This window comes from Stenotrophomonas sp. YJH_SMC_79, assembly GCF_059367995.1.
On record NZ_JCAFRK010000003.1, the window covers coordinates 851,391 to 874,863 of the forward strand.

At 66.9% G+C, this 23,473-nt stretch carries 21 protein-coding genes; 15 read left to right on the forward strand and 6 right to left on the reverse strand.

Features of this window, described 5'->3' with window-relative positions; all coding sequences use genetic code 11:
- The first annotated feature begins 34 nt into the window (after positions 1-34).
- The 5 genes from AC5P57_RS14910 to AC5P57_RS14930 all read left to right on the forward strand — a co-directional run bounded on the left by AC5P57_RS14910 (position 35) and on the right by AC5P57_RS14930 (position 7,719).
- A complete protein-coding gene (locus AC5P57_RS14910) occupies positions 35-706 on the forward strand; it encodes an ion channel (RefSeq protein ID WP_099552986.1) in 672 nt (223 codons plus the stop codon).
- Positions 707-975: 269 nt separating this feature from the next.
- A complete protein-coding gene (locus AC5P57_RS14915; RefSeq protein ID WP_099552931.1) occupies positions 976-3,306 on the forward strand; it encodes a winged helix-turn-helix domain-containing protein in 2,331 nt (776 codons plus the stop codon).
- A gap of 114 nt (positions 3,307-3,420) precedes the next feature.
- Positions 3,421-4,320, forward strand: coding sequence for a helix-turn-helix transcriptional regulator (locus tag AC5P57_RS14920; protein WP_005410939.1), 900 nt, complete (start codon positions 3,421-3,423; stop codon positions 4,318-4,320).
- A 49-nt stretch (positions 4,321-4,369) separates the two neighbouring features.
- Positions 4,370-7,333, forward strand: a complete 2,964-nt coding sequence (locus AC5P57_RS14925; RefSeq protein WP_006390155.1) for a TonB-dependent receptor plug domain-containing protein — start codon at positions 4,370-4,372, stop codon at positions 7,331-7,333.
- Between the two features lie 179 nt (positions 7,334-7,512).
- Positions 7,513-7,719, forward strand: a complete 207-nt coding sequence (locus AC5P57_RS14930; protein ID WP_012512032.1) for a hypothetical protein — start codon at positions 7,513-7,515, stop codon at positions 7,717-7,719.
- A 56-nt stretch (positions 7,720-7,775) separates the two neighbouring features.
- On the opposite strand, the gene AC5P57_RS14935 is transcribed toward AC5P57_RS14930, so the two are convergent.
- Entirely contained in the window at positions 7,776-8,897 is a 1,122-nt protein-coding gene (locus AC5P57_RS14935) for an HDOD domain-containing protein (protein WP_099552932.1), read from the reverse strand.
- Between the two features lie 151 nt (positions 8,898-9,048).
- On the reverse strand, positions 9,049-9,585 hold the full coding sequence (ppa, locus tag AC5P57_RS14940; RefSeq protein ID WP_005410935.1) for an inorganic diphosphatase: 537 nt from the start codon (positions 9,583-9,585) through the stop codon (positions 9,049-9,051).
- A 181-nt stretch (positions 9,586-9,766) separates the two neighbouring features.
- On the opposite strand from ppa, the gene AC5P57_RS14945 reads away from it, so the two are divergent.
- From AC5P57_RS14945 to AC5P57_RS14955, 3 genes are all read left to right on the forward strand, one after another.
- Entirely contained in the window at positions 9,767-10,267 is a 501-nt protein-coding gene (locus tag AC5P57_RS14945; protein WP_014038389.1) for an RNA polymerase sigma factor, read from the forward strand.
- Positions 10,268-10,371: 104 nt separating this feature from the next.
- Positions 10,372-11,304, forward strand: a complete 933-nt coding sequence (locus tag AC5P57_RS14950; RefSeq protein ID WP_262235321.1) for a FecR family protein — start codon at positions 10,372-10,374, stop codon at positions 11,302-11,304.
- A gap of 244 nt (positions 11,305-11,548) precedes the next feature.
- Positions 11,549-14,467: a TonB-dependent receptor domain-containing protein gene (locus tag AC5P57_RS14955; protein ID WP_262235320.1), complete on the forward strand. Its 2,919-nt coding sequence runs from the start codon at positions 11,549-11,551 to the stop codon at positions 14,465-14,467.
- A 108-nt stretch (positions 14,468-14,575) separates the two neighbouring features.
- Here the strand turns inward: AC5P57_RS14955 and AC5P57_RS14960 are convergent, their stop codons facing one another.
- A complete protein-coding gene (locus AC5P57_RS14960; RefSeq protein ID WP_262235319.1) occupies positions 14,576-14,833 on the reverse strand; it encodes a DUF2789 domain-containing protein in 258 nt (85 codons plus the stop codon).
- Positions 14,834-14,941: 108 nt separating this feature from the next.
- Here AC5P57_RS14960 and AC5P57_RS14965 point away from each other — a divergent pair, with 108 nt between their 5' ends.
- Genes AC5P57_RS14965 through AC5P57_RS14985 form a run of 5 tightly spaced genes read left to right on the forward strand, consistent with a single transcriptional unit; the run spans position 14,942 to position 17,894 of the window.
- Positions 14,942-15,529 carry a biliverdin-producing heme oxygenase gene (locus AC5P57_RS14965; RefSeq protein WP_099552936.1) on the forward strand — a complete coding sequence of 196 codons (588 nt, stop codon included), beginning with the start codon at positions 14,942-14,944 and terminating at the stop codon, positions 15,527-15,529.
- Positions 15,530-15,560: 31 nt separating this feature from the next.
- The gene (locus AC5P57_RS14970) at positions 15,561-16,028 is read left to right on the forward strand and encodes a YbaN family protein (RefSeq protein ID WP_099552937.1); all 468 of its coding nucleotides are present in this window, start codon (positions 15,561-15,563) and stop codon (positions 16,026-16,028) included.
- Positions 16,015-16,743: a tonB-system energizer ExbB gene (gene exbB, locus AC5P57_RS14975; protein ID WP_099552938.1), complete on the forward strand. Its 729-nt coding sequence runs from the start codon at positions 16,015-16,017 to the stop codon at positions 16,741-16,743. Before AC5P57_RS14970 ends, exbB begins: the two co-directional genes overlap by 14 nt.
- Positions 16,744-16,752: 9 nt before the next feature.
- Positions 16,753-17,178: a TonB system transport protein ExbD gene (gene exbD, locus AC5P57_RS14980; RefSeq protein ID WP_099552939.1), complete on the forward strand. Its 426-nt coding sequence runs from the start codon at positions 16,753-16,755 to the stop codon at positions 17,176-17,178.
- Positions 17,175-17,894, forward strand: coding sequence for an energy transducer TonB (locus AC5P57_RS14985; protein ID WP_099552940.1), 720 nt, complete (start codon positions 17,175-17,177; stop codon positions 17,892-17,894). The genes exbD and AC5P57_RS14985 overlap by 4 nt, the downstream gene beginning before the upstream one ends.
- Positions 17,895-17,929: 35 nt before the next feature.
- Here AC5P57_RS14985 and AC5P57_RS14990 read toward each other — a convergent pair whose 3' ends face one another.
- A complete protein-coding gene (locus AC5P57_RS14990; RefSeq protein ID WP_447385285.1) occupies positions 17,930-19,957 on the reverse strand; it encodes a sodium-translocating pyrophosphatase in 2,028 nt (675 codons plus the stop codon).
- A 282-nt stretch (positions 19,958-20,239) separates the two neighbouring features.
- On the opposite strand from AC5P57_RS14990, the gene AC5P57_RS14995 reads away from it, so the two are divergent.
- On the forward strand, positions 20,240-20,743 hold the full coding sequence (locus tag AC5P57_RS14995) for a hypothetical protein (protein WP_099552942.1): 504 nt from the start codon (positions 20,240-20,242) through the stop codon (positions 20,741-20,743).
- A gap of 119 nt (positions 20,744-20,862) precedes the next feature.
- Here the strand turns inward: AC5P57_RS14995 and AC5P57_RS15000 are convergent, their stop codons facing one another.
- Both AC5P57_RS15000 and AC5P57_RS15005 read right to left on the reverse strand, forming a co-directional pair.
- Positions 20,863-21,252: a DUF488 domain-containing protein gene (locus AC5P57_RS15000; RefSeq protein WP_099552943.1), complete on the reverse strand. Its 390-nt coding sequence runs from the start codon at positions 21,250-21,252 to the stop codon at positions 20,863-20,865.
- A 118-nt stretch (positions 21,253-21,370) separates the two neighbouring features.
- Positions 21,371-22,627, reverse strand: a complete 1,257-nt coding sequence (locus tag AC5P57_RS15005) for a 6-phosphofructokinase (RefSeq protein WP_099552944.1) — start codon at positions 22,625-22,627, stop codon at positions 21,371-21,373.
- Positions 22,628-22,763: 136 nt separating this feature from the next.
- Between AC5P57_RS15005 and AC5P57_RS15010 the strand changes: the two genes are divergently transcribed.
- Positions 22,764-23,327 carry an adenylate kinase gene (locus AC5P57_RS15010; RefSeq protein ID WP_014038375.1) on the forward strand — a complete coding sequence of 188 codons (564 nt, stop codon included), beginning with the start codon at positions 22,764-22,766 and terminating at the stop codon, positions 23,325-23,327.
- Positions 23,328-23,473: the final 146 nt, after the last annotated feature.

Genomic DNA, 23,473 nt, shown 5'->3' on the forward strand with positions numbered 1-23,473 from the left:
TATGCTCCGGCCACTGCCCAGCGGAAAGGACGCCATGCCTGTTGCCTTGACCACCCGCTGGCTGGCAATCGCCCGCCGCCACCCCTCGGCATGGCTGCTGGGGGCCCAGCTGCTGGCGGTCCTGCTGTATCCCGCGCTGGATGACACCGCCGCTGGCCGGGCGGCGCTGGGCATGTTCGGCATGGCGGTGCTCGGCCTGGCGCTGTGGGTGGTCCAGCGCAGCCCGTTGGGAACCTGGCTGGCATTGCTGCTGGCCATTCCCTCGGTGGTGTTCTCGCTGGCTGGGGCGCTTCTGGACCGCAGCGCGCTGCTGACCACGGCACAGCTGCTGGAAAGCCTGCTGTACTTCTATACGGCGGGGGCATTGATCGCCTACATGCTGCAGGACCATCGAGTGACCCGCGACGAGCTGTTCGCGGCCGGGGCAACCTTCACCCTGCTGGCCTGGGCGTTCGCCTTTGCGTTCGCGGTGTGCCAGCAGTGGTATCCAGGCAGTTTCCAGGGTACGACCGCGGGCCCCGAGCGCAGTTGGATGGAGCTGCTTTATCTGAGCTTCAGCTTGTTGTCCGGTGTTGGATTGAGCGACGTCGTGCCGCTGCACCCGCAGGCACGGGCCCTGGTGATGCTCGAACAGTTCGCAGGCGTCATGTATATCGGCCTGGTGGTGTCGCGTCTGGTCGGATTGACCATGCTTCGGCGCATGTGAAAATGAACGCCAGATAAAAATTTCGCGCCCAAAAGGGCGCGAATAGTGATGCAGATTATGTGAATGCGTCGGCGAGAGAGAGCCTGAGTGTCGACCCCGTCATAGGCGGGGTAACCGGCTTAGGCTAATATCCGGGGGCGTTATTGTTTTTGCGGTATGCGCCGATGCTTTGTGCGGAATCTGGCTTTTCGATGACCCTGTCCAGGGACGGTGGGGACGGTATTGCTGGTGAGCCCTGCCCAGGTCCCGTCCCTACTGTATAGCGGAAAATGAACAGCAGCGAACTCACGCCCATCGAGGCCGACCGCGTGCAGGTCGGCGACTGCGTCATTACCTTGTCCTCGCGTGAGGTCGAGGTCGAAGGCGCGCGCCGTCCGCGGCGGCTGACGCCGAAAGCGCTGGGCGTGCTGCGCGTGTTGATGCGGCAGCCGGGGCGCGTGGTTACCCGTGAAGAGCTGTTTGCCGAGGTCTGGCCCGATACGTTGCCGACCAATGACGTGCTGACCCAGGCCGTCACCCAGCTGCGCAAGGCGTTCGCCAACGACGACGACAACAGCCAGGCCTACATCGAGACCATCGCCAAGAGCGGTTATCGGCTGCTGGTGCCGGTGCAGGCGCTGGACGACTTCGAGCCGGTGGCGGAAGTGGAAGCGGTAGCCGTTGCGGACGTGATGCCGTCGCCGGACGGTACCGGCACGATTCCGGCGATGGCCGTGCCGGCAGCGCCTTCACGCCGGCGCGGCTGGCGCCAGCTGCGCCGCCAGCTGTTGTGGGTGCTGGGTGTGATGATGCTGGCCGCGCTGCTGGTCATGGCCACATTGCTGCTCCGGCGTGGGCCGGAGCCGAGCTCACCGGTGGATGCCGCGGTCGAGAACGGCGTGCGGGTGATCGGCAGCCCGCAGCGTCCCTACCGCTTGATCACCGCCACCAGTGGTTTTGAAACCTATCCCACGCTTTCGCCGGATGGCTCCCAGGTTGCCTACGAAGGCGCCAACGAGGACGGCGCCGGTGGTGGCGCGATCAAGGTGCAGACCTCGGGCAATGCGCCGGCCCGGCAGCTGGCGCTGCCGCCGAAGGGAGCCAGTGACCGCTTCCCGAGCTGGTCACCGGACGGGCGCGAGATCGCTTTTGCCCGCTTTGGAGCCGACGGCGGTTGCCAGGTGCTGATCGCCAGCGCGACCGGCGGCGGTGTGCGCCAGGCGACCCGCTGCGACGGAACCGAACTGCTCAGCTTCGACTGGACTCCGGATGGCCGCGGCCTGGTCTTTGGCAGCATGGTGGGCCGCTATGCCCATCGCGGCATCCGTGTGCTCGACCTGGCCAGCGGCCAGTGGCGGGCGTTGGACTATGCGGTCGACCAGGATGATTTTGACTACGCGCCACGCTACTCGCCCGACGGCAAGTGGCTGGTGTTCGTGCGCAATCCGCAGATGGGCGACCTGTGGCGGATGCCGGCCGGGGGCGGCGAGCTGGAGCAGTTGACCAACGAATCGGCCGAACAGCGTGGCTGGGCCTGGCTGGGCGATGGTCGCAGCATCGTGTTCGGCCGGCGCGTGGACAGCGAGGTGCGGCTGTACTACCTGGACGTCGAGCGCCGCACCCTGCGTGATGCCGGCCTCGACGACGCACAATGGCCTGCGGTGTCACGCCACGGCGACGTGCTGGCCTTCGTTCACCGCCGTGCCCAGTTCGGCGTGTTCAAGGTGCCGATGGCCGGCGGCAGCGCCGAGCGGCTGTTCGCGTCCAGCGGGCGTGACGGGCAGCCGATGGCGGCGCCCGACGGTCGCCAGCTGGTCTTCACATCCGATCGTTCCGGCAGTTTCGCGCTGTGGTGGGCGGACATGCAGCGGCCCGATTCACTGCGGCCGATCGAGGGCCTGCGTCCGGAGGGGCGGCAGGCGCCGGACTGGTCGGCCGACAGCCGCCAGTTGCTGGTGGTCGGGCGTGATGAGCATGGGCGCACCGTGGTCTACGAGATCGCGCCGCGCGACGAGCACCTGCAACCGTTGCCGGTTCCGGTCGATCAGCCCCTGCAGGCCCTGTACGGGGCAACCCCGGAACAGTTGCTGGTGGTCGAGCGCGATGCAGAGCAGCGCACCCGATTGAGCCTGTTCGATCGCAGCGTAACCCCCTGGCGCCGCCTGGCCAGCATCGATGGCGTCTCCCAGGCACGTTTCGATCGGGGTGATGGCCGCGTGCTGTTCACACGCCTGGCGTCCGGCGGTTTGTGGTCGGTGGATGCGGCACTGTCCCCGGCCAGCGTGCAGCAGGTCAGTGAAGACCGGCCCAGCCGATGGCGCTATCGCACCTGGACGGTGGCAGGCACCGGTGGCATCGGGTATCTCGGCAATTCGACCGCGTGCGGTACGACCTTGATCCATATCCAGGCCGGGACCGAAGCCCCCGAGCGCTGCCTGGACCGGCAGCGGCTCAGCGCGGGCAACGGCATCAGTGCCAGCGCCGATGGCCGGGATCTGTACGTCGCCCTGGCGGTCAGCGATGGCGCTGACATCGGCGTCATGCAGCTGCCCCGGTCGGCGCCAGCCCTGTTCCCGGCATTTCTCAAGTCGTTGATCCTTAAGAAAAATATCTCTTCGTGATTTCTTCGTGGAGTTCTCGCCGCGAATTCGTGGCGATCTCGGCGGATTTTCCTGACGGGCTGACACCTGATTAGGCAAAACGGAAGCCTGTATCAGGCAAACCCGTGGTGCCCCATGCGTCAACTCTCGCTGGCCGATCGTGGCCAAACCGTCTCCCTCGACAAGGCGCTCGATGATCTCGCGCCGACCTGCATGGGCGTGGCCCGGCTCGGCAGCCTGCAGACGGCAGGGTCAAGCTTCACGGTCTGGCTGCAGGTCCGGGGCAGCTCCTGGGTGGAAGCCAAGGAAGGGCGTTTCCGCCTGCGCCATGGCGAGTGGATCGCCTTCGAGAAGGAGTCGCGCCCGCTGGTGCAGGCCGGCCGTAACGGACTGTGCGTGGGCCTCAGCCTGAATGCGGAGGCGATGCGGGTGCTGTCCGAGATGGCCGATTGCGGCCTGTATGCCGGTCGTGGTCGCATGAGCCGCGGCGACGCCCGCGTTGCCCTGCGCCTGTGGCGCGATGCGCTCGACAGCGGCCTGCCCGCGCAGGCGCTGCGGCCGCTGCTGTTGCATCTGGCCGGCCTGCAGCGTGACCTAGCCGACAACGTACAGCGCTGCCCCGGTCGCTCACGCAGCCGCAAGCGCCAGGTGTTCGGCCGCATGCAGCGTGCCCGCCTCTATCTGGAGGGCAACAGCCACAGGGTGGTGCGGATCGGCGAACTCGCCGAACTGACCAACTTCTCCAGCTGGTACCTCTCCAAGACCTTCCAGAGCCTTTATGAAGAGAGCCCCCAGTCGCTTTCGGCACGGTTGCGCCTGGAGCGGGCCGCCGATCTGCTGCGCGACACCGACATGATGGTGGGCGAGGTCGCCGCAGCCAGCGGATTCGACAACTGCTGCAGCTTCGCCCGGGCCTTCCGTGCCCGTTATGGGCAGTCTGCTTCCCGGTTCAGGGAAAACGGCGGCTTGCTCCCGCCACACTCTGCAAAGTCTACGGTTGGGTCGCGCAAATACAGCATCGCAACGCAATCGTAACGTGCTGGAGCGTTTTAACACGCTACTAACACGTACCTTGGAGAGATTGATGAACGTTCGCACCCCTGCCGTGCGGCTGGGCCTGCTGCCCGCCGGCATCGCGCTGGCGCTGGCACCGGCATTTGCTTCCGCACAGGAAGCCAGTGCCCCGACCACCCTTGATCGCCTGGAAGTCACCGGCTCCCGCATCCGCTCGGTGGATGTGGAAACCTCCCAGCCGGTCCTCACCGTAAGCCATGAGGACATCCAGCGTTCGGGCCTGGTCAGCGTCGGCGACCTGCTGCAGAACCTGTCCGTGGCAGGCACCCAGACCTTCAGCAAGGCGGCCGTGCTGGCGTCCAACCCGGAACAGGGCGGCCAGTACGTCAGCCTGTACAACCTGGGTGAGCAGCGCACGCTGGTGCTGGTCAACGGCAAGCGCTGGAGCACCAGCCTGGCCGGCTTCACCGACATGTCGACCATCCCGACCTCGCTGATCGAGCGCATTGAAGTCCTGAAGGACGGCGCCTCGGCGATCTACGGTTCCGACGCCATCTCCGGCGTGGTCAACATCATCCTGCGCAAGAACTTCGACGGCGCCGAGGCCAGTGCCTATTACGGCCAGAACAGCCACGGCGACGGTTCCAAGACCCAGTACAGCCTGACCCTGGGTGCCACCGGCGAGCGCTCCTCGATCGTGTTCGGCGCGAACTACATCAAGGAAGATCCGGTGTGGGCCAAGGATCGTGGCCTGACCCAGTACTCCTATGGCCAGGGCCACAAGGAAGACGGTCTGAGCCCGGCGGGCCCGTGGGGCCGCTTCACCGATCCGCGTGCCGAAGGCACCGCCGGTGCTGGTGAATACAACAAGGCTGGCAAGTGGGTCCCGAACACCTGGGTGGTCAACCACACCGGTTCGTGGGACACCCCGGTCGGCGTTGGCCAGCCGTCGAACAACTTCAACAACTACCACCTGATTGGTCTGGACGACTACTACAACGCCTCGCAGCAGATGATGCTGAACCAGGGCGCTGAGTCGAAGACCATGTTCACCTCGGCCAGCTACGACATCAACGACAACCTGCGTCTGAAGTCGACGGCGATGTACTCCGAGCGTGACTCCAAGCGCCAGATCGCCGGCTACCCGCTGACCGGCACCTCGCAGCCGCAGTTCCCGGTGGCGATCAGCAAGGACAGCATCTACAACCCGCTGGGCAACTGGGCCAACCCGGGCGCCGGCGTTGACATCGGTGGCTGGGGCCGTCGTATCTTCGAACTGCCGCGCATCACCCAGAACAACGTCAAGTCGCTGCACTTCGACGCGGCCCTGGAAGGCAACTTCGACTTCAACAACCGTCCGTTCGACTGGGATGTGGGCATCAACTACAACCAGTTCGATGTGACCCAGACCAGCTCGGGCAACATCAACCTGCTGGCACTGAAGAACGCCCTCGGCCCGTCGTTCATCAACGCCAACGGCGTCGCCCAGTGCGGCACCGCTGCCAACCCGATCGCGCTGGGCACCAGCCCGGGCAGCTGCGTCCCGTTCGACCTGCTGGGCGGCGCCAGCGCCGCGACCCCGGATGCGCTGAAGTACATCAACACCCTGCTGAACTCGACCGGCCAGAGCAAGAGCAAGCAGTACTTCGCCAACATCACCGGTTCGCTGTTCGACATGCCGGGCAATGCGGGCGAGTTCGCCTTCGCTGCCGGTTACGAGCATCGTGAAGTGTCGGGCTACGACCACCCGGACGCGCTGTCCTCCTCGGGTTACACCACCGAGCTGGCCGCCCAGCCGACCGAAGGCAAGTACAAGACCAACGAGTTCTACCTGGAACTGATGGTGCCGCTGCTGCGTGACCTGCCGGGTGCCAAGGAGCTGTCGCTGGATATCGCCAGCCGCTACTCGGACTACGACAAGTTCGGCAACACGGTCAACAGCAAGTTCAGCGTGACCTGGAAGCCGATCGACGACCTGCTGGTGCGTGCGACCTACGGCGAGGGCTTCCGTGCCCCGACCCTGGACGACACCTTCGGCGGTGGTTCGCAGACCTTCGACAAGTTCACCGATCCGTGTGATGCCGTGTTCGGCCAGCGCAGCAACCCGGCCGTTGCCGCCCGTTGCGGTGCTGAAGGCCTGGCGTCCGACTTCCGTCAGACCGACGCTGCTGGTCGTCCGATCAGTGCCCGTGACACCCAGGGCAACAACCCGTTCAACTCGGGCGTGGGCAACGACAAGCTGCAGCCGGAAACCAGCAAGACCCGCACCGCGGGCCTGGTGTGGAGCCCGAGCTTCGTCAGCGGCCTGAACGTCTCGCTGGACTGGTACAAGATCACCGTGGACAACGTGATCACCGCGCTGTCGGCGAACTACGTGCTGAACCAGTGCTACCAGAACGGTGTGCAGGCCTTCTGTGACCAGTACAGCCGTGGCGACGTTGCCAATGGCCAGCAGGTCACCGGCCTGAGCCGCGGCAATGCCAACCTGGGTTCGCTGGAAACCGAAGGCTACAACTTCGGCGTCCGCTACCGTATGCCGGAATACAGCTTCGGTACCCTGTCGTTCAACCTGGACACCAACTACCTGACCAGCTTCCGTCAGCAGGCCACCAAGGGCGCTGCATGGGATGACTACGCAGGCTACTGGAACTACCCGCGTGTCCGCGGCACCCTGGCAACCACCTGGACCAAGGGCGACCTGTCGGCCACCTGGACCATGCGTTACTACGGCGGCTTCCGCGACTTCTGCTACGACCAGGAAAATGGCCTGGAGTGCAACCAGCCGGATTACTACACCGAGAACGGTGGCTGGACCGGCGGCCTGGGTGCCAACAAGAAGGGCGCGATCGTCTATCACGACATCTCGGCCACCTGGCAGGCTCCGTGGAACGGCAGCGTGACCGTCGGTGCCCGCAACGTGTTCGGCAAGACCCCGCCGATCACCTACGCGGTGACCAACGCCAGCGCCGTGCAGCTGGACCCGATGCTGGATTACGACCGCTTCCTGTTCATCCAGTACAACCAGCGCTTCTGATCCATCGAAGCCTGAAGGCAATACGAGGAGGGCGGGCCGCAAGGCCCGCCCTCTTTGCGTTTGGCAGGGCCGGGTCGGGAAACTCTGAATCGGGCGGTTCAGCGACAGAGGTCACGCTTGTCGCAACTGGACCGCTGGTACGTTCACAGAGGTCCATTCCGGACCAAGGAGAGCGCGAAATGAAGAACGCGATGCCACGGATGTTCGCTGCGGCGGTTCTCGCCGTCCTGAGCCTGGCCGGCAGTGTGTCGGCCGGTCCGCTGGTGTGTGCCAATGGCCGCTATTGCGCGGAGGTGCGCAGCAACTGCATCAAGGCCGGTGAGGATGCGGCGTACTGCCAGTTCCTGTTCGAGCGCTGCGTGTACGACCACTGCGCGCAGCCCTGATGCAACGAAGGCGCGTCCCTGCGGGCGCGCCTTCATCGCATGCATTGCCGGTGTGATCAGGCTTCGCTGGGCGTGAGCCCCATCAGGCTGTTGGCATGCTCGCGCCACTGCGGCAGTTTGTTGAGCACGCCCGCGCGCTGCAGGTAGTCCTCGTCCACCGGATCGCCATTGACCAGCGCCAGGGCCACGTGCACGGCGCCGGTCACCCAGAAGCTGCGCGTGTTCGCACGCTGCGGCTGCAGGTGGAACGCCACCGCCTCGATGATCGGCATCGGCAGGCCCCACAGGCCCAGCAGGTAGGCGCCGGCTTCGGCATGGCCCGGGCGGGCATCTCCGGCCAGCGACGGCTCGGTGCGTTCGTTGCGTACGCCGGGCAGCAGCAGGCCGATGTCGGCCAGCAGTGCCGCGGTTGCGCCCAGTTCGGCACTGGATTCGGGCAGCAGGCGTGCGGCCAGCCGCGAGGCGAGCAGGGCGCGCTGCTGCAGCGAGTTGCGTTCGGCGGTCGACAGCGTCGGTGCCGAGAACACTTCGCTGGCCAGGACCAGGTCGCGCAGTGTTGCCAGGCCCAATCGGGTCACCGCGGTGCGCAGGTCGGCGATGGTGCGACCCTGGCTGAAGAACGCCGAATTCGACAACTGCAGCACCTTGGCGGCGATGGCAGGATCGGCGGCCACCAGCTTGGCGACGTCGGCGCTGTCGGCATCGTCGTCATGCTCCAGCGCCTGGGTCAGGCTCAGGTACAGGTGCGGCGGCGACGGCAGTTTCTCGATGCGGCCGATGGCATCGCGCAGGCGCGGGCTGTCCAGCACTTCGCGCAGCTCTTCCAGGCTGGTCAGCGCTTCCAGCAGCACCTCCGGTGCCAGCGGCAACGGCAGGAAACGGTGGGCAACACCAATGAGGCGCGCCGGTGGTGGCCGGTTGCCATGCTGGGCGTCCACCAGCGCGATGCGGATGGTTTCCGGACGCAGCGTCCGGATCTGCCCCAGCAGCGTGGTGGCATTGAGGTCCGGCAGCTGCGGGCAGACAATCACCGCGTCCACGCCCTGCGTGGCCACCGCGGTCATCGCGGTCTGGCCATCGGTGGCGGTCAGCGGCTGCCAGTCTTCCCCAAGATCGGCAATGAATTCGGTCAGCTCAGCCGGCAGGCTGGCTGCATCCCCTACAAGCAGAATACGCACGACACATTCCCCTGGCTGTCTCGACGGTGGATGTCGATGACGTGTGAAGTGACGCAATTTACCTAATACCACGGCAAGAGTGATGTGCCGTCATCATGAAACGTGACCCGCATCGCTCCGGCAGGGCATGCCGGAGCGATCCGGTTCAGGCTCAGGCCTTGCTGTCGAGATGGCGCTGGTGCGCCTCGATCAGAATCTGCTTGGCCTCAGCGGCGCCGCCCCAACCGTCGAGCTTGACCCACTTGCCCTTCTCCAGGTCCTTGTAGTGCTCGAAGAAGTGGCCGATGCGCTCCAGCCAGTGGCTGGACACCTGGGCGATGTCTTCGACGTGGGCGTAGCCACTGAAGATCTTCGACACCGGCACGGCCAGGATCTTCTCGTCGCTGCCCGCTTCATCGCTCATCTTCAGCACGCCGACCGGACGGCAGCGCACGACCGAGCCCGGCACCAGCGGCAGCGGCAGCACCACCAGCACGTCGGCCGGATCGCCGTCGCCACACAGGGTGCTCGGCACGTAGCCGTAATTGCACGGGTAACGCATCGGGGTGGACAGGATGCGGTCGACGAAGATCGCGCCGGTTTCCTTGTCCACTTCGTACTTCACCGGCTCCGAGTCCTTCGGAATCTCGATGATGACGTTGATTTCTTCCGGCGGGTTCTTGCCGGGCGAGACGAGTTCCAGACCCATGGTCGTGCTCCAGGTGGGGGATATAGACGGATAGCCCCCCATTTTATGCCTTTGCCGGGCGCTGTGCAGGGGAGGGGGCTGACCGCAGGGCGAGGCAGGGGTTCATGGATGCGAACGTGACTGATTCTCATTAACGGAGTAGCATGCGCGGCGCCTTCCGCCTGTCGTCCCGGTTCCGCGCATGTCCTCCAATGCTGCCTCCCTCACTGAACTGCTGATCCGCGAGCGCCCTGCGCTGCTGCGTCGGGTACAGCGCATCCTTGGGGGCGACAACGGCGCCGAGGACGTGATCCAGGCCGTGTGGTTCAAGGCCCGCGGGGTTGACGACAGCCAGGCCATCGACAACCCGCGCGCCTATCTGTACCGGCTGGCCGCCAACCTGGCCACCGACCACGGCCGCGAATCGACCCGGCGCAACCGCCTGCTGGCTGACCATTACCTGTGGGGACCGGACGAGGTGATCTCGACCGAGGAACAGGCGATGGCCCAGGACGAGCTGCAGCGGGTGCTCGACGCGGCGGGACACCTGCCGGAGCCGACCCGCACCATCTTCCGGCTCAACCGCCTGCAGGGCCTGACCCAGGCCGAGATCGCACGCCGCCTGGGCGTGTCGGTGACCACCGTCGAGAACCACGTGCGCACCGCGTTGCAACGCCTGGCCTGGGCGCGCAGCGGCCGATGATCGCCCCGGCTTGGGGCTGGCCCGCGCTGAAACGTCTTGATCACTGGACCGTAGATGCGGTCTAGTTCCCCCGCCCGCGCTTGAATGCGCCTGTCTGCCAGCCGATGAGCCCGCCGAACATGCTGCCCGCCGCCAATGACGATGCCCTGGCCGAACAGGCCCGGGGCTGGATCGCGTGGCTGGCCGCAGGCGATATCAGCGATGTGCGCATGGATGAGTTCGAACACTGGCTGCAACAGCCTGGGCACCGCCGCGCCTTCGAGCACGAGCGCGCGCTGTGGCGCAGTGTCGGGCCGCGGCCGCAGTCTGCGCGCACCAAGCGACGGCGTCCGAAGCGGTTGCGATGGGCAATGGCCGCTGCGGCAGCACTGGTGATGCTGGTGGCATGGCCGGAAGCCTGGCTGCGCCTGCGGGCCGATCACCGTAGTACGCATGTGGTGCAGGACGTACGGCTGCCCGATGGCAGCCGGGCGGTGCTGGATGCGGACAGCGCGATCGCCGTGCGGTTCGATGCGGATGCACGCCAGATCGAGCTGCTGCGCGGGCGCGCCTGGTTCGAGGTCAGCCCGGATGCTCAGCGGGGTTTCAGCGTGCGCGCGGGCAATGGCGTGGTCGAGGATATCTCGACCGCGTTCTCCGTCGCACGCGACAGCGACCAGGTGGAAACCGAGGTCGGACAGGGCAGGGTGCGCGTGGCCAGCCCGGTTGACGGTGGCTGGACGTACCTGCAGGCGGGCCAGCGTGCCCACTATGGCGAACACAGTGGCGTGACGCGCCTGCGGGATGTGGCCGCCGACAGCGTCGGCGCGTGGCGGCAGGGCGAACTGCTGCTGGAGCAGGCCAGTGTTGCCGATGCCGTGCGGTGGGTGGGGCGTTACCGCGCCGGCCCGACCTTCGTGCGCGGCGATCTGTCGCGGCTGCCGGCGGTCAGTGCGGCGCTGCGCATCGATCGCCCGGAACAGGCACTGGACGCGCTGGCGGCAACCGCAGGCCTTCAGGTCACCCGCCTGCCGCTCGGCGTCGCCATCGTCCAGTAGATCCACGCCATGCGTGGATGATCATTGCGGCGATCCCGATGTGCCGGCCAACGGTCGACACCCACCGCTACAACCAGGCGGCCAACGATCGGCAACTGCCGCGACTGGAAATCCACCTTGGGACTGTCGCGCGCCCAACCGTCTTACCCCGCGAACGTACCCGCCGCCGCCACGTACGTCGCCGTGTCCGCCTGTGTTGCGGATGACGCCGCGCCTGCGGCACCGATTACCTGACAGGTTCCCCATGTTCGACTCCCACCGCCCGGGCCGCGCGCTGCGCCCGTCCCGCCTGTGCATCGCCCTGCTGGCCGCCGGCCTGGCCGGCGCCGCCCCGTCCGTGCTGGCACAGAGCGCCACCGGCAACCACGCCGCCGTGCAGCGCTTCGACATTCCGGCACAGCCGCTGGACGAAGCGCTGCGCAGCTTCATGCGCCAGTCCGGCGTACAGGTCGTGTACCCGGCCACCCTCGCCCAGGGAGTAACCTCGCGCGCAGTCAACGGCAGCCTGTCGGCCAACGAGGCGCTGCAGCTGCTGCTGCAGGGCAGCGGGCTGGCGATGCGCCGGGTCAGTGCCGACGCGGTCACCCTGGAAGCGGCAACGCCGGTACAGGCAGACGGCGGCGTGATCGTCACCGATACGCTCAGCGTGGCCGGCGACCGTGTCGACGGCGGCGCAGGCAGCGACGAAGCGCGACTGCTCGACAGCTATCGCAGCGCGGGATCCACTACGACGCTCAACCGCACGCAGCTGGAGCGTTTCCGCGGCACCTCCAACGGCGACATCGTCAAGGGCGTGGCCGGTGTCACCGCCGGTGACCCGCGCGTGGGCAATGGGTTCGACGTCAACATCCGTGGTATCCAGGGCCAGGGCCGCGTGCCGGTGATCATCGATGGTGGCCAGTCCAGCATGGATACCTACCGTGGTTATGCCGGCCAGTCGCAGCGCACCTACCTCGATCCGGACCTGATCTCCAGCCTGACCATCACCAAGGGTCCGAGCCTGCAGGCCAATGCGTCCGGTGGCATCGGCGGCGTGGTCGAGATGGAGACGCTGAAGATCGGTGACGTGCTGCGCGAGGGGCGCGACTTCGGCGTGCGCGTGCGTGGCGGCCTGGCCAATGCCAGCGCCAACAACCTGCCGGCTTACAGTGCCGCGCCGCGCACCGATCGCAACGCCACCGGCAGCCAGTTCTTCAACGTGGCCGGCGCCGGTCACTGGGACCGCTTCGACCTGGTTGCCGCCTATGCCTACCGCGATAATGGCAACTACTTCTCCGGCAAGCACGGCTATGATGATTTCCCGCAGACCCGTCGTACGCTGGCACCGCTGAATCCGCCGCGCACTGAGGTGTTCAATACCTCGTCGCGTTCGAAGTCGGCGCTGCTCAAGGGCACCTGGCGCATCGATGACGCGCAGACGCTGGAAGCCGGCTACCGCCGCTATGAAGGCACCGCCGGCGAGATCATGGCCTCGCAGATCATCCGCGTCGAACGGGACCGCATTCCGCAATGGGATCCGGGCCACGTCGACATGGACAGCTACACCCTGCGCTATCGTTTCAATCCGGACAGCGAGCTGATCGACCTGCGCGTCAATGCTGCGTACACCGATACCGACAGCGTGATGTACAACAGCCTGACCGGCATCACCCCGTGGTACTTCGACCGCCGCACCGAGTGGTATGACGCCCCGAGCTTCAGCGGCGACCCCGGTTACAAGGATGCGTATCGCAACCCGCTGCGGCAGAAGCGCCTGAACCTGGATGCCAGCAACACGTCCAGGTTCGACACCCGTGCCGGCGCGTTCACGCTGGACTACGGCCTGTCCTACAGCGATGAAGACATTGCACCGGGCAGCTCCGGCCCGGTCATGCACGATGACCTGGTCAACAACCGCTTCCTGCGCAATGCCGAGCGCAAGGAATACAGTGCCGTGGCGTCGCTGAAGTGGCAGCCCGACGAACACTGGGAGCTGCTGGCCGGTGGCCGCTGGAACCGGGTGGATGTGCACGACCGCAACCGCCTGGCCACGCCGGATGCCTACGAGGTGCAGGGCCAGTACCGCTATACCGAGCTGCTCAACGGCAACCCGGCGCTGCCGTCGTGGCGAGCCAAGCGCATCGCGCTGCTGAACTGGTATCCGGACGCCAACGGCAATTTCACCCAGGCCTCGCTGCTGGCGTCGCCGTACAAGAAGGGCACGGTGGGCGACATCGCGGGCTGGAACTTCTACGACGCCGGCAAGCCGCAGGATCTGGAAGTGCCGGTCAGCTGGACCTGGTCGCAGCCGATCCGCCGTCGCGACACCGCGTTCTCGCCGACCGCCAGCGTCGCCTACCGCTTCAGCGAAGACACCATGGTCTACGTGAAGTACGCCGAAGGCACCAAGCTGCCGAGCCTGTTCGAGACCACGCTGGGCCTGTTCACCGCCGCCAAGCCGGTGGGCGAGCTGAAGCCGGAGCGCGCGCGCAGCTGGGAAATCGGTGCCAGCACCATCCGCTACGACCTGTTCACTGCCGGTGACCGCCTGGCGCTGAAGCTGGCGTACTTCGATACCCGCATCGACGACCTGATTACCCGTGACTACCGCACGCTGTCGGCGGGCCTGATCCGTAACGTCGACCAGTTCAAGGTCTCGGGCATGGAGTTCCAGTCCAGCTATGACAGCGGCAAGGTGTTCGCCGATCTGTCCGCGCACTACTACTTCAAGGCCAAGACCTGCGCGCCGGACATCGCCGCCGAGCGTCGCGCCTATGGTGCACAGCGCAGGAACGGCGAGCTGGCCAACACGCCCGACTGCGTGGACGGCGGCTTCGAGGGCTCGTACACCAATACCCAGAACCCACCGCGCTACATGGTCAACCTGACCCTGGGCTCGCGCCTGTTCGACGAGCGCCTGACCTTCGGCACCCGCGTGGTCCACAACGCCGGCCCGATCAGCAAGCTGGACAAGGACTGGAACGTGGGCCTGTCGGCGATCCAGCAGCTGTACCGGCCAACCACGCTGGTGGATCTCTTTGCCAGCTGGAGCTTCAACGACCAGTGGTCGGTGGAAGCGGGCGTGGACAACTTGACCGATCGCTACTATCTGGATCCGCTCGCCCTGGGCGTGATGCCGGCCCCGGGCCGCACCGCGCGCCTGGCGTTGACCTGGAAGTACTGATCGCGCATCCACGCGTGGCGTGGTTCTACCGGACAACGGGTAGCGCCGGGTCACGCCCGGCGGATCGCGCAGATGAAACGACAGCGCCGGGCCATGCCCGGCGTCTGTTTACAGCCCGGTCGAAGCCTTCACCGCATCTTCGTGCAGCGACTCGTTCAGCTCGTCCACCACGGTGCTCCATGCCGCATCGGCCTGCAGCGATTCAGACAGGAACTGGCGCTGGGCATCGTTCCAGTAGGGCGCCTCGACCACTTCGATATCGGTGGCCAGCTGGTGCTCGCGGATGAAGCGGGCGATGCCCTCGGCGCTGGCGTCCAGGCCCAGCTGCAGGAACAGGTTGGTCATGCGCGGTTCGGTGGTGATCATCGTCGGTTCCGGGTGGAAAAAGGGGATGGCCCATTATCGGTGCACACGGGCTTGGGGAAAGCCCCGTGGCAGACGTCTACAGCAGGACGACCCCCTTGGCATTCCCCCATGAACGCACACATCGCTCCCGAAGACAGCCGCAGCCTGCGGCTCAAGGCCGCTACCCGCGACAGCCACGGTGCCCTGGACAAGCGCATCATGGCCGGCGATATCTTCGCCGACCGCAGCAATTTCGCCCGTTTCCTGCGCGTGCAGTATCGCTTCCACCGCAGCATCGATGCGCTGTATGCCAACCCTGCGCTGGACGCACTGCTGCCCGATCTCGGTGAGCGCCGGCGCCTTGGACAGGTCGCACGCGACCTGCAGGACCTGGAGCAGACCCTGCCAGGCGCGGACATCGACGCGCTGCCCTCGGACCTGGCACTGCCGGCTGCGTTGGGTTGGCTGTACGTGGCTGAAGGCTCCAACCTGGGCGGCACCATTCTGTACAAGATGGCTGCCAAGCTCGGCCTGGACCGTGATTTCGGCGCCCGCCACCTGGCCGCGCATCCGGATGGCGCGGCGCGCCACTGGCGTGAGTTCACCGCTGCGCTGGACGCGGTACCGCTGAGTACCGAGCAGGAGCAGCAGGTGATCGATGCGGCCGACGCCGCGTTCCGCAGCGTGCACGGCCACGTCGAAGTGGAATTCGCCTGATGCACGGCGCGCGCCTACAGGTGCAGCGCTGATGCGCTGGCTCTGGTTCGCGCTGGGTTGGCTGATGGTCGGCCTGGGGGTGATCGGCGCGTTGTTGCCGGTGATGCCGACCACCATCTTCCTGATCCTGGCCGTGGGCTGCTTCGCGCGCAGCTCACCGAAGTTCGAGCAGCGCCTGCTGGCGCATCCGCGCTATGGCCCGTCGCTGCGGTTGTGGCGTGAGCAGGGTGCGGTGTCGCGCAAGGGCAAGGCGTTCGCCAGTGCCGGCATGGCGGTGGGCTTCGCGCTGTTCTGCTGGGGCGCGCATCCGTCGTGGCGCCTGCTGTTGGGCGTGGGCCTGTTCTTCGCGGTCAGCGCCGGCTATGTGCTCAGCCGTCCGGCTCCGCGCATGGAGCCCACGCCACTGGTGGAAGTGGACGACGCCAATGATCCGCGCGCGGCCCGTCGTCGCGCAGCGCCCCCTGATGCTGATGGAAACCGAGACGATGCTGCCTGCTGACCTGGCCCCTGTGGCCGCCCCCGCATTGACCCCGTGGGGCATGTACCTGGCCGCCGACGTGGTGGTGAAAGCCGTGATGATCGCGCTGGCACTGGCGTCGCTGGCCACCTGGACCGTGCTGCTGGCCAAGGGCTGGGAGCTGGCCCGACAGGCCCGGCAGCTGCGTGCGGCGCGCGCGCTGTTGCTGCAGTCCGCACAGTTGCCGGCGCAGAGCGAAGAGGCAAGCCTGCAGCAGGGCACCGCACGGGCGATGCTGGACGCCGCACGCACCGAACTGCGGCTGTCGCAGGCGTTGGACAGCGGCGAGGGCATCAAGGAGCGCGTGGCCTCCCGCCTTGACCGCATCGAACTGGAAACCGCACGCGTTCAGCGGCGCGGTATCGGCGTGCTCGCCAGCATCGGTGCGGTGGCGCCGTTCGTCGGGCTGTTCGGCACGGTGTGGGGCATCATGAACAGCTTCATTGGCATTGCCCACAGCAACACCACCAACCTGGCGGTGGTCGCACCCGGCATCGCCGAGGCCTTGCTGGCCACCGCGCTCGGCCTGGTCGCGGCGATTCCGGCGGTACTGGTCTACAACCACTTCAGCCGCGTGCTGGCTGGCCTGCGGGGGCTGCTCGGCGATCTGTCGGCGGCCGTGCAGCAGCTGGTCTCGCGCGATCTTGATCGTGCCGTGCCGCGTACCGCAGCGGCACCGCTGCGTGCGGTGCACTGAGGCGTAACGATGGCGATCAGGACCGCGTCCGACCGCGACGATGCGCCCGAAGAAGCGCACGAGATCAATGTCACGCCTTTCATCGACGTGATGCTGGTGCTGCTGATCATCTTCATGGTGGCCGCACCGTTGGCCACCGTATCAGTGCCAGTGCAGCTACCGGCCAGCAGCGCCAGCGCTACGCCGCCGGAACAGGCACCGGTGTATGTGACCGTGCAGGCCGATCTGTCGCTGCGCGTTGGCGAACAGTCCGTGGCGCGCGACGGACTGGCCGCTGCATTGCAGGCCGCCACCCGCAGTGACACCGCGCAGCGTATCTTCCTGCGCGCCGATGCCCGTGTGCCCTACGGCGAACTGATGGCCACGCTGGATGCATTGCGTGCGGCGGGTTACCTGAAGGTGGCGCTGGTCGGCCTGGAGCAGGGCGCACGATGAGTGGACTGCGGCGCTGGGCGACCAGCCTGGCGATCGTGCTGCTGGTGCACGCGCTGTTGATCGGCGCGGCCTGCTGGTGGGCGACGCGCGCACCGGTGCTGGCTGCGACGGCGCCGCCGGCCGCGCTGATGCTGGAACTTGCGCCGATGGCACAGGCACCGCCGGTGCCGCCGCGCGAGGTCGCCACCGGTCCGCTGCAGCAGCAACAGCAGCGGCAGGCGCCGAAGCCGGCCCTGCGCGAGCAACCGAAGGCGCCGGTGCAGCCGCAGGGTGACCTGCCACCGCCGCGTACACCGGAGCCGACGCCCTCGCCGGACACCGCCGACGCCAATGTCGCGCAGACCAGCGCACCGCCGCAGGTGGCCGCCGACGCGGCCGCGCGCTACACCGCACCGCAGACCACGGCGGGTGAGCGCAGTCGTGCCGAGGCAACCTGGGAAGGACGCCTGCTCGGGCATCTGCAGAAGCATCGGCGCTATCCGCGCCAGGCCGAGCGGCTGCGCCAGCAGGGCGTGGTCTACGTGCGCTTCGCAGTAGCCCGCGATGGCACGGTCTCGGGTTTGAAACTGGGCCGCAGCAGTGGCTTCGCGCTGCTCGACCAGGAGACGCTGGATACCGTGCAGCGTGCCAGCCCGGTCCCGGCGCCGCCGGCCGAAGTGGCCGGCGACCCGGTGGAAGTGATGGTGCCGGTGTCGTTCTTCCTGCGCGGGCGGTGACCGGGCCAGGCCCGTCATCCACGCATGGCGTGGATCTACAGCAGCGGCACCAGCAGCAGCGCCACGATGTTGATGATCTTGATCAGCGGATTGATCGCTGGGCCGGCGGTGTCCTTGTACGGGTCACCGACGGTATCGCCGGTCACCGCGGCCTTGTGCGCCTCGCTGCCCTTGCCGCCGAAGTGGCCGTCCTCGATGTACTTCTTGGCGTTGTCCCAGGCACCGCCGCCGGTGGTCATCGAGATGGCCACGAACAGGCCGGTCACGATGGTGCCGATCAGCAGCCCGCCGAGCGCGCGTGGCCCCAGCAGCAGACCGACCACCACCGGCACGGCGACCGGCAGCAGCGAAGGCACGATCATTTCGCGGATCGCCGAGCGGGTCAGCATGTCCACCGCCTTGTCGTACTGCGGCTTCCCTGTGCCTTGCATGATGCCGGGGATCTCGCGCAACTGGCGACGCACTTCTTCCACCACCGCACCGGCGGCGCGGCCGACCGCTTCCATCGCCATCGCACCGAACAGGTAGGGAATCAGGCCGCCGATCAGCAGGCCGATGATCACCGTGTGGTCACTGAGGTCGAAGCGGAATTCCTGGCCGGGGTTGGCGGCCTGCAGGTTGTGGGTGTAGTCGGCAAACAGCACCAGCGCCGCCAGCGCCGCCGAGCCGATCGCATAGCCCTTGGTCACCGCCTTGGTGGTGTTGCCCACCGCATCCAGTGGATCGGTGATGTCGCGGATCTCCGAGGGCAGCTCGGCCATTTCGGCGATGCCGCCGGCGTTGTCGGTGATCGGTCCATAGGCATCCAGGGCGACGATCATGCCGGCCATCGACAGCATCGCGGTGGCGGCGATGGCGATGCCGTACAGGCCGCCCAGCGCGAACGCCCCCCAGATCGCCGCACACACCGCCACCACCGGCAGCGCGGTGGATTTCATCGAGATGCCGAGGCCGGCGATGATGTTGGTGCCGTGGCCGGTGGTCGACGCCTGCGCCACGTGCTGCACCGGCTTGTACTGGGTGCCGGTGTAGTACTCGGTGATCCACACGATCAGGCCGGTCAGCACCAGGCCGATCAAGGCGCAGCCATACAGCGCCATCGGCCCGTGCACGTTGTCGGACATCAACCCGGTGGTGATCGGGTAGAAGGCAATGGCGGCCAGCACGCCGGAGACGATCACGCCCTTGTACAGCGCGCCCATGATCGAGCCGCCTGGCTTCACCTTGACGAACAGCGCACCGATGATCGAGGCGATGATCGAAACGCCGCCCAGCACCAGCGGATACAGCACGGCGTTGGCGCCTGCCTCGGCCAGCATCAGGCTGCCCAGCAGCATGGTGGCGATGACGGTGACTGCATAGGTCTCGAACAGGTCGGCGGCCATGCCGGCGCAGTCGCCGACGTTGTCACCGACGTTGTCGGCGATCACCGCCGGATTGCGCGGATCGTCTTCGGGAATGCCGGCTTCCACCTTGCCGACCAGATCGGCGCCGACGTCGGCACCCTTGGTGAAGATGCCGCCGCCCAACCGCGCGAAGATCGAGATCAGCGAGGAGCCGAAGGCCAGGCCGACCAGCGCGTGCAGCGCCTGTTCCATCGGCAGGCCCATCCGCAGCAGCAATGCGTAGTAACCGGCCACACCCAGCAGGCCCAGGCCGACCACCAGCATGCCGGTGATGGCGCCGCCGCGGAAGGCGACGTCCATTGCGGCGCTGATGCCGTGGCGTGCAGCTTCGGCAGTGCGTACGTTGGCGCGTACCGACACGTTCATGCCGATGTAGCCGGCCGCGCCGGACAGCACCGCGCCGACCGCGAAGCCGATCGCGGTGTACCAGCTGAGGAACACACCGACCAGCACGAACAGCACCACACCGGCCACGCCGATGGTCAGGTACTGGCGGTTGAGATAGGCACGCGCACCTTCCTGGATCGCGGTGGCGATCGCGATCATGCGTTCATTGCCGGTGGGTTGGCGCAGGATCCAGCGCGCCGAGACGATTCCGAACAGGATCGCGAGAATGGCGCAGCCCAGCGCCAATGACAGCCCGTGACGTTCCAGCATTAGACCCCTCCGCAGAATGGATGTAGGCATCCAGTGGCGATGAACGGCACCACGAGGGGGACGACGGGCTGCAGCCTGGAACCAACCCGTACCGACCTTGGTGGTCGTCCGACGTATGGCGGTGTTCAGCATTCCCTGGTACCCGCAGTATGCGTGCACCCGCGGCTGGATGGTAGCGCCGGGCCGCGCCCGCCGAGTGCCGCGGCTGCTCGACCCACGCGCCTTTGCACCCCGTTAAGCCAATCTCTGCAAGCCTGCGCGCAGTCCTGAAGGAGATTCCCCATGCGCTTGTCCCTGTTGATGCTCGCCGCCCTGGCCCCGGCGCTGCCGGCCTTCGCGGCGGAAACCCCCGAACTGCAGCGTGCCGTGGGTGCACCTCAGGCAGTAGGCGCGGTGCATACGCTGCGGCAGATCCCCGAGGCCTGTGCGCGCCTGGAAGGTGCATTCACCGGGCAGGCGGCCGAGCCGTATCGCTTCTCTGCGGTGCGTACGAGCGAACAATGCCAGCCGCGCGCGCGCTTCGTCGACTACGCCAAGGCGCAGCCAAGTGCCGGCAAGGGCTGGAAGCTCAATGATGTGATCCGCGTGCCCAGTGCTGCGTGCCCGGCACAGCAGGCGGTGGTGCGCGTGTGGCGGCTGCCGTCGAGCAACAAGGTCGAGCTGGACGGGCAGGGCCAGTCGCGCATCTACCTGGAAGAGGCGAAGAAGCAGGCCGCTGCCGGCCAGATTCCGCAGGTGACCATGTTCGCCGCGCAGTTGCAGATGGAAGGCAAGGCCTGCAATTGAGGCCGTCCAGCAGCGCGCATCCACGCATGGCGTGGATCTACTTCGCTGCGCATCGGTAGTGCCGGACCATGCCCGGCGGGCAACCTGGTAGTGCCGGCCGCTGGCCGACTCCCCTGCAATCACTCCGCCAGCGTCGCCCCACGCGCCACCAGCAGCTCGCGCAGGGCCTTGCGGTGGCAGTGCGCCTCATCCTCGCAATAGCACCCCACGCTGATGTCACTGTGCTGCGACATCGCAGCCAGCAGGTCCAGCGCGTGGGCGGCATCGGGCGCCTTCATCTCGGTCGTGTAGTGGCGGAAGAATGAATTCCAGTCGGCGGCCGTTCTCGCCTCGTGCGCCTGCTTCACCAGTGCCGCGCTGGGCGACAGTGTCGGGAACCAGACGTCATACCAGTCCTGCCGGGCGAACTCGGTGCGCGGCACACCGCGCGGTGGTCGCCGCACGGTACCGATGCGCAGGCCCTCGCCGGGAGCGCGCGGCGTACCCAGTCGAACAACACGCAGTGCCATGATGCTCCTCCACAAAAAGGGGACGGAGGGGATTAAGTCGTATCCGACCCACTACTGACGCTGTTGGAGATGACGGAGGGGCGTATGCGACTTAATCCCCTCCGTCCCTTTTTCCGGGTCAGCCCTCGAAGCGTGGCAGCTTCTGCTTCACCGCCACGTTCTTCAGCGTGACGTATTTCGGCAGGCCGTCGGCGCCGTAGGGCAGCGGCGCTTCACCCTTGATCAGCGGCGACAGGTAGGCGCGCGCCTTGGCGGTGATGCCGAAGCCATCGCGGCGGATGAAGCCGGCCGGCATCTTCTTCTCGTGGTTGGCGATCTTCGACAGCGGCGCCGCTTCGATCTTCCAGCGGTACGGTGCGTCGCTGCTGCGCACGATCACCGGCATCACGCCGTTCTGGCCCTTCAGCGCCAGCTGCACGGCAGCCTTGCCGACCGCCTGCGCCTGCTCCCAGTCGGTCTTGCTGGCCAGGTGGCGGGCCGAGCGCTGCAGGTAGTCGGGCAGTGCCCAGTGCACCTTCAGGCCCAGCTGGTCCTTGACCCGTCCGGCCAGGTGCGCGGCCACGCCACCCAGCTGCGAGTGGCCGAACGAGTCCTTGCCGCCGCCGGCGTCGGCAACGAAGCGGCCATCGGCGGTGGCGATGCCTTCCGACGCCACCACTACGCAGTAGCCGACGCGCTCGACCACCGCCTTCACCTTGGCCAGGAACGCGGCCTCGTCGTAGGCGCGCTCGGGCAGCAGGATGATGTGCGGCGCTTCGTCATCACCGTTGCCAGCCAGGCCAGCGGCGGCGGCCAGCCAGCCGGCGTGGCGGCCCATCGCCTCGTAGATGAAGACGCGGGTGGAGGTTTCGGCCATCGCCGCCACGTCCAGTGCTGCCTCGCGCACCGACACCGCGGTGTACTTGGCCGCCGAGCCGAAGCCGGGGCAGGTGTCGGTCACCGCCAGGTCGTTGTCGATGGTCTTGGGCACGCCGATGCAGGTCAGGTCGTAGCCGGAGGCCTTGGCCAGCTGCGAGACCTTCAGCGCGGTATCGGCCGAGTCGTTGCCGCCGTTGTAGAGGAACCAGCGCACGTCGTGGGCACGCAGCACTTCCAGCAGGCGGTCGTAGCGGGCACGGTCGGCGTCCAGCGATTTCAGCTTGACCCGGCACGAGCCGAAGGCGCCGCCCGGGGTATGGGCGAGGGCGCGGATCGCCGCAGCGCTCTCCTTGCTGGTGTCGATCAGCTCTTCGCGCAGCGCGCCGAGGATGCCGTTGCGCGCGGCCAGGACCTTGATGCCCTTGGCCCGGGCCTGCTCGATCACCGCCGCCGCCGTGGCGTTGATGACTGCGGTGACACCACCGGATTGGGCGTAGAGGAGAGTACCGTTGCGCATGCGTCTACCTGCTCGGGGGAAAGGACATTGCAGGGACATTACCCGGATGCGGTAAAGTGGCGCTATTGCGGTGCAGCGATACCGGTCCGTCCGGGACGCGAACCTTCTTTGTTTTCAACACGTTGGAGTCAGGTCAATGCGATTGGTTCTGTTGGGACCGCCCGGTTCGGGCAAGGGGACACAGGCGACGCGCCTGAAGGAAAAGCTGGGGATCGCCCACATTTCGACCGGTGACATGCTGCGCGCGGAAATCGCCGCGGGCACGGAGCTGGGCAAGCAGGCCAAGACGGTGATGGATGCCGGCAACCTGGTGTCGGACGACATCCTGCTGGGCATGCTGGAGTCGCGCCTGACCCAGGCCGATGTCGCCAAGGGCTTCATCCTCGATGGCTACCCGCGCAATGTGGCCCAGGCCAACGCGATGGACGGCCTGCTGGCCAAGATCGGCCAGCCGCTGGATGCCGTGGTGCAGCTGGACGTGGCCACCGAGCTGCTGGTCGACCGCATCGCCGGTCGCGCCAAGGAGCAGGGTCGTGCCGACGACAATCCGGAAGCGGTGCGCCAGCGCCTGCAGGTCTACAACGACCAGACCGCCCCGGTGGTCGACTTCTACGCTGGCCGTGGCACCCTGGCCCGCGTCGACGGCGTCGGTGAACTGGACGAGATCGAAGCCCGCATCCTGGCGGCGATCAAGGCCTGATCCGGTGGGGCCGGCCTGCTGCCGGCCCTTCAGGCGCAAAAAACACAGGCCTGGTCCGCGAGGATCAGGCCTGTGTCGTTTCATAGGCGCCAGCAGAGGGCTTGCTCAGGGCCCCGCAGCATGAGCTCCCTTGGGGATGGCCTCTT

What these genes read in the sequence shown, in the direction of transcription:
- AC5P57_RS14910 (WP_099552986.1), top strand. Translation starts at nt 35, where the DNA reads ATGCCTGTTGCCTTGACCACCCGCTGGCTGGCAATCGCCCGCCGCCAC.
- AC5P57_RS14965 (WP_099552936.1), top strand. Translation starts at nt 14,942, where the DNA reads ATGAACGCACACATCGCTCCCGAAGACAGCCGCAGCCTGCGGCTCAAG.
- AC5P57_RS14960 (WP_262235319.1), bottom strand. Translation starts at nt 14,833, where the DNA reads ATGATCACCACCGAACCGCGCATGACCAACCTGTTCCTGCAGCTGGGC.
- exbD (WP_099552939.1), top strand. Translation starts at nt 16,753, where the DNA reads ATGGCGATCAGGACCGCGTCCGACCGCGACGATGCGCCCGAAGAAGCG.
- AC5P57_RS15000 (WP_099552943.1), bottom strand. Translation starts at nt 21,252, where the DNA reads ATGGCACTGCGTGTTGTTCGACTGGGTACGCCGCGCGCTCCCGGCGAG.
- AC5P57_RS14985 (WP_099552940.1), top strand. Translation starts at nt 17,175, where the DNA reads ATGAGTGGACTGCGGCGCTGGGCGACCAGCCTGGCGATCGTGCTGCTG.
- AC5P57_RS14995 (WP_099552942.1), top strand. Translation starts at nt 20,240, where the DNA reads ATGCGCTTGTCCCTGTTGATGCTCGCCGCCCTGGCCCCGGCGCTGCCG.
- ppa (WP_005410935.1), bottom strand. Translation starts at nt 9,585, where the DNA reads ATGGGTCTGGAACTCGTCTCGCCCGGCAAGAACCCGCCGGAAGAAATC.
- AC5P57_RS14915 (WP_099552931.1), top strand. Translation starts at nt 976, where the DNA reads ATGAACAGCAGCGAACTCACGCCCATCGAGGCCGACCGCGTGCAGGTC.
- AC5P57_RS15010 (WP_014038375.1), top strand. Translation starts at nt 22,764, where the DNA reads ATGCGATTGGTTCTGTTGGGACCGCCCGGTTCGGGCAAGGGGACACAG.
- AC5P57_RS14930 (WP_012512032.1), top strand. Translation starts at nt 7,513, where the DNA reads ATGAAGAACGCGATGCCACGGATGTTCGCTGCGGCGGTTCTCGCCGTC.
- AC5P57_RS14970 (WP_099552937.1), top strand. Translation starts at nt 15,561, where the DNA reads ATGCGCTGGCTCTGGTTCGCGCTGGGTTGGCTGATGGTCGGCCTGGGG.
- AC5P57_RS14955 (WP_262235320.1), top strand. Translation starts at nt 11,549, where the DNA reads ATGTTCGACTCCCACCGCCCGGGCCGCGCGCTGCGCCCGTCCCGCCTG.
- AC5P57_RS14945 (WP_014038389.1), top strand. Translation starts at nt 9,767, where the DNA reads ATGTCCTCCAATGCTGCCTCCCTCACTGAACTGCTGATCCGCGAGCGC.
- AC5P57_RS14950 (WP_262235321.1), top strand. Translation starts at nt 10,372, where the DNA reads ATGAGCCCGCCGAACATGCTGCCCGCCGCCAATGACGATGCCCTGGCC.
- AC5P57_RS14920 (WP_005410939.1), top strand. Translation starts at nt 3,421, where the DNA reads ATGCGTCAACTCTCGCTGGCCGATCGTGGCCAAACCGTCTCCCTCGAC.
- exbB (WP_099552938.1), top strand. Translation starts at nt 16,015, where the DNA reads ATGCTGCCTGCTGACCTGGCCCCTGTGGCCGCCCCCGCATTGACCCCG.
- AC5P57_RS14990 (WP_447385285.1), bottom strand. Translation starts at nt 19,957, where the DNA reads ATGCTGGAACGTCACGGGCTGTCATTGGCGCTGGGCTGCGCCATTCTC.
- AC5P57_RS14925 (WP_006390155.1), top strand. Translation starts at nt 4,370, where the DNA reads ATGAACGTTCGCACCCCTGCCGTGCGGCTGGGCCTGCTGCCCGCCGGC.
- AC5P57_RS15005 (WP_099552944.1), bottom strand. Translation starts at nt 22,627, where the DNA reads ATGCGCAACGGTACTCTCCTCTACGCCCAATCCGGTGGTGTCACCGCA.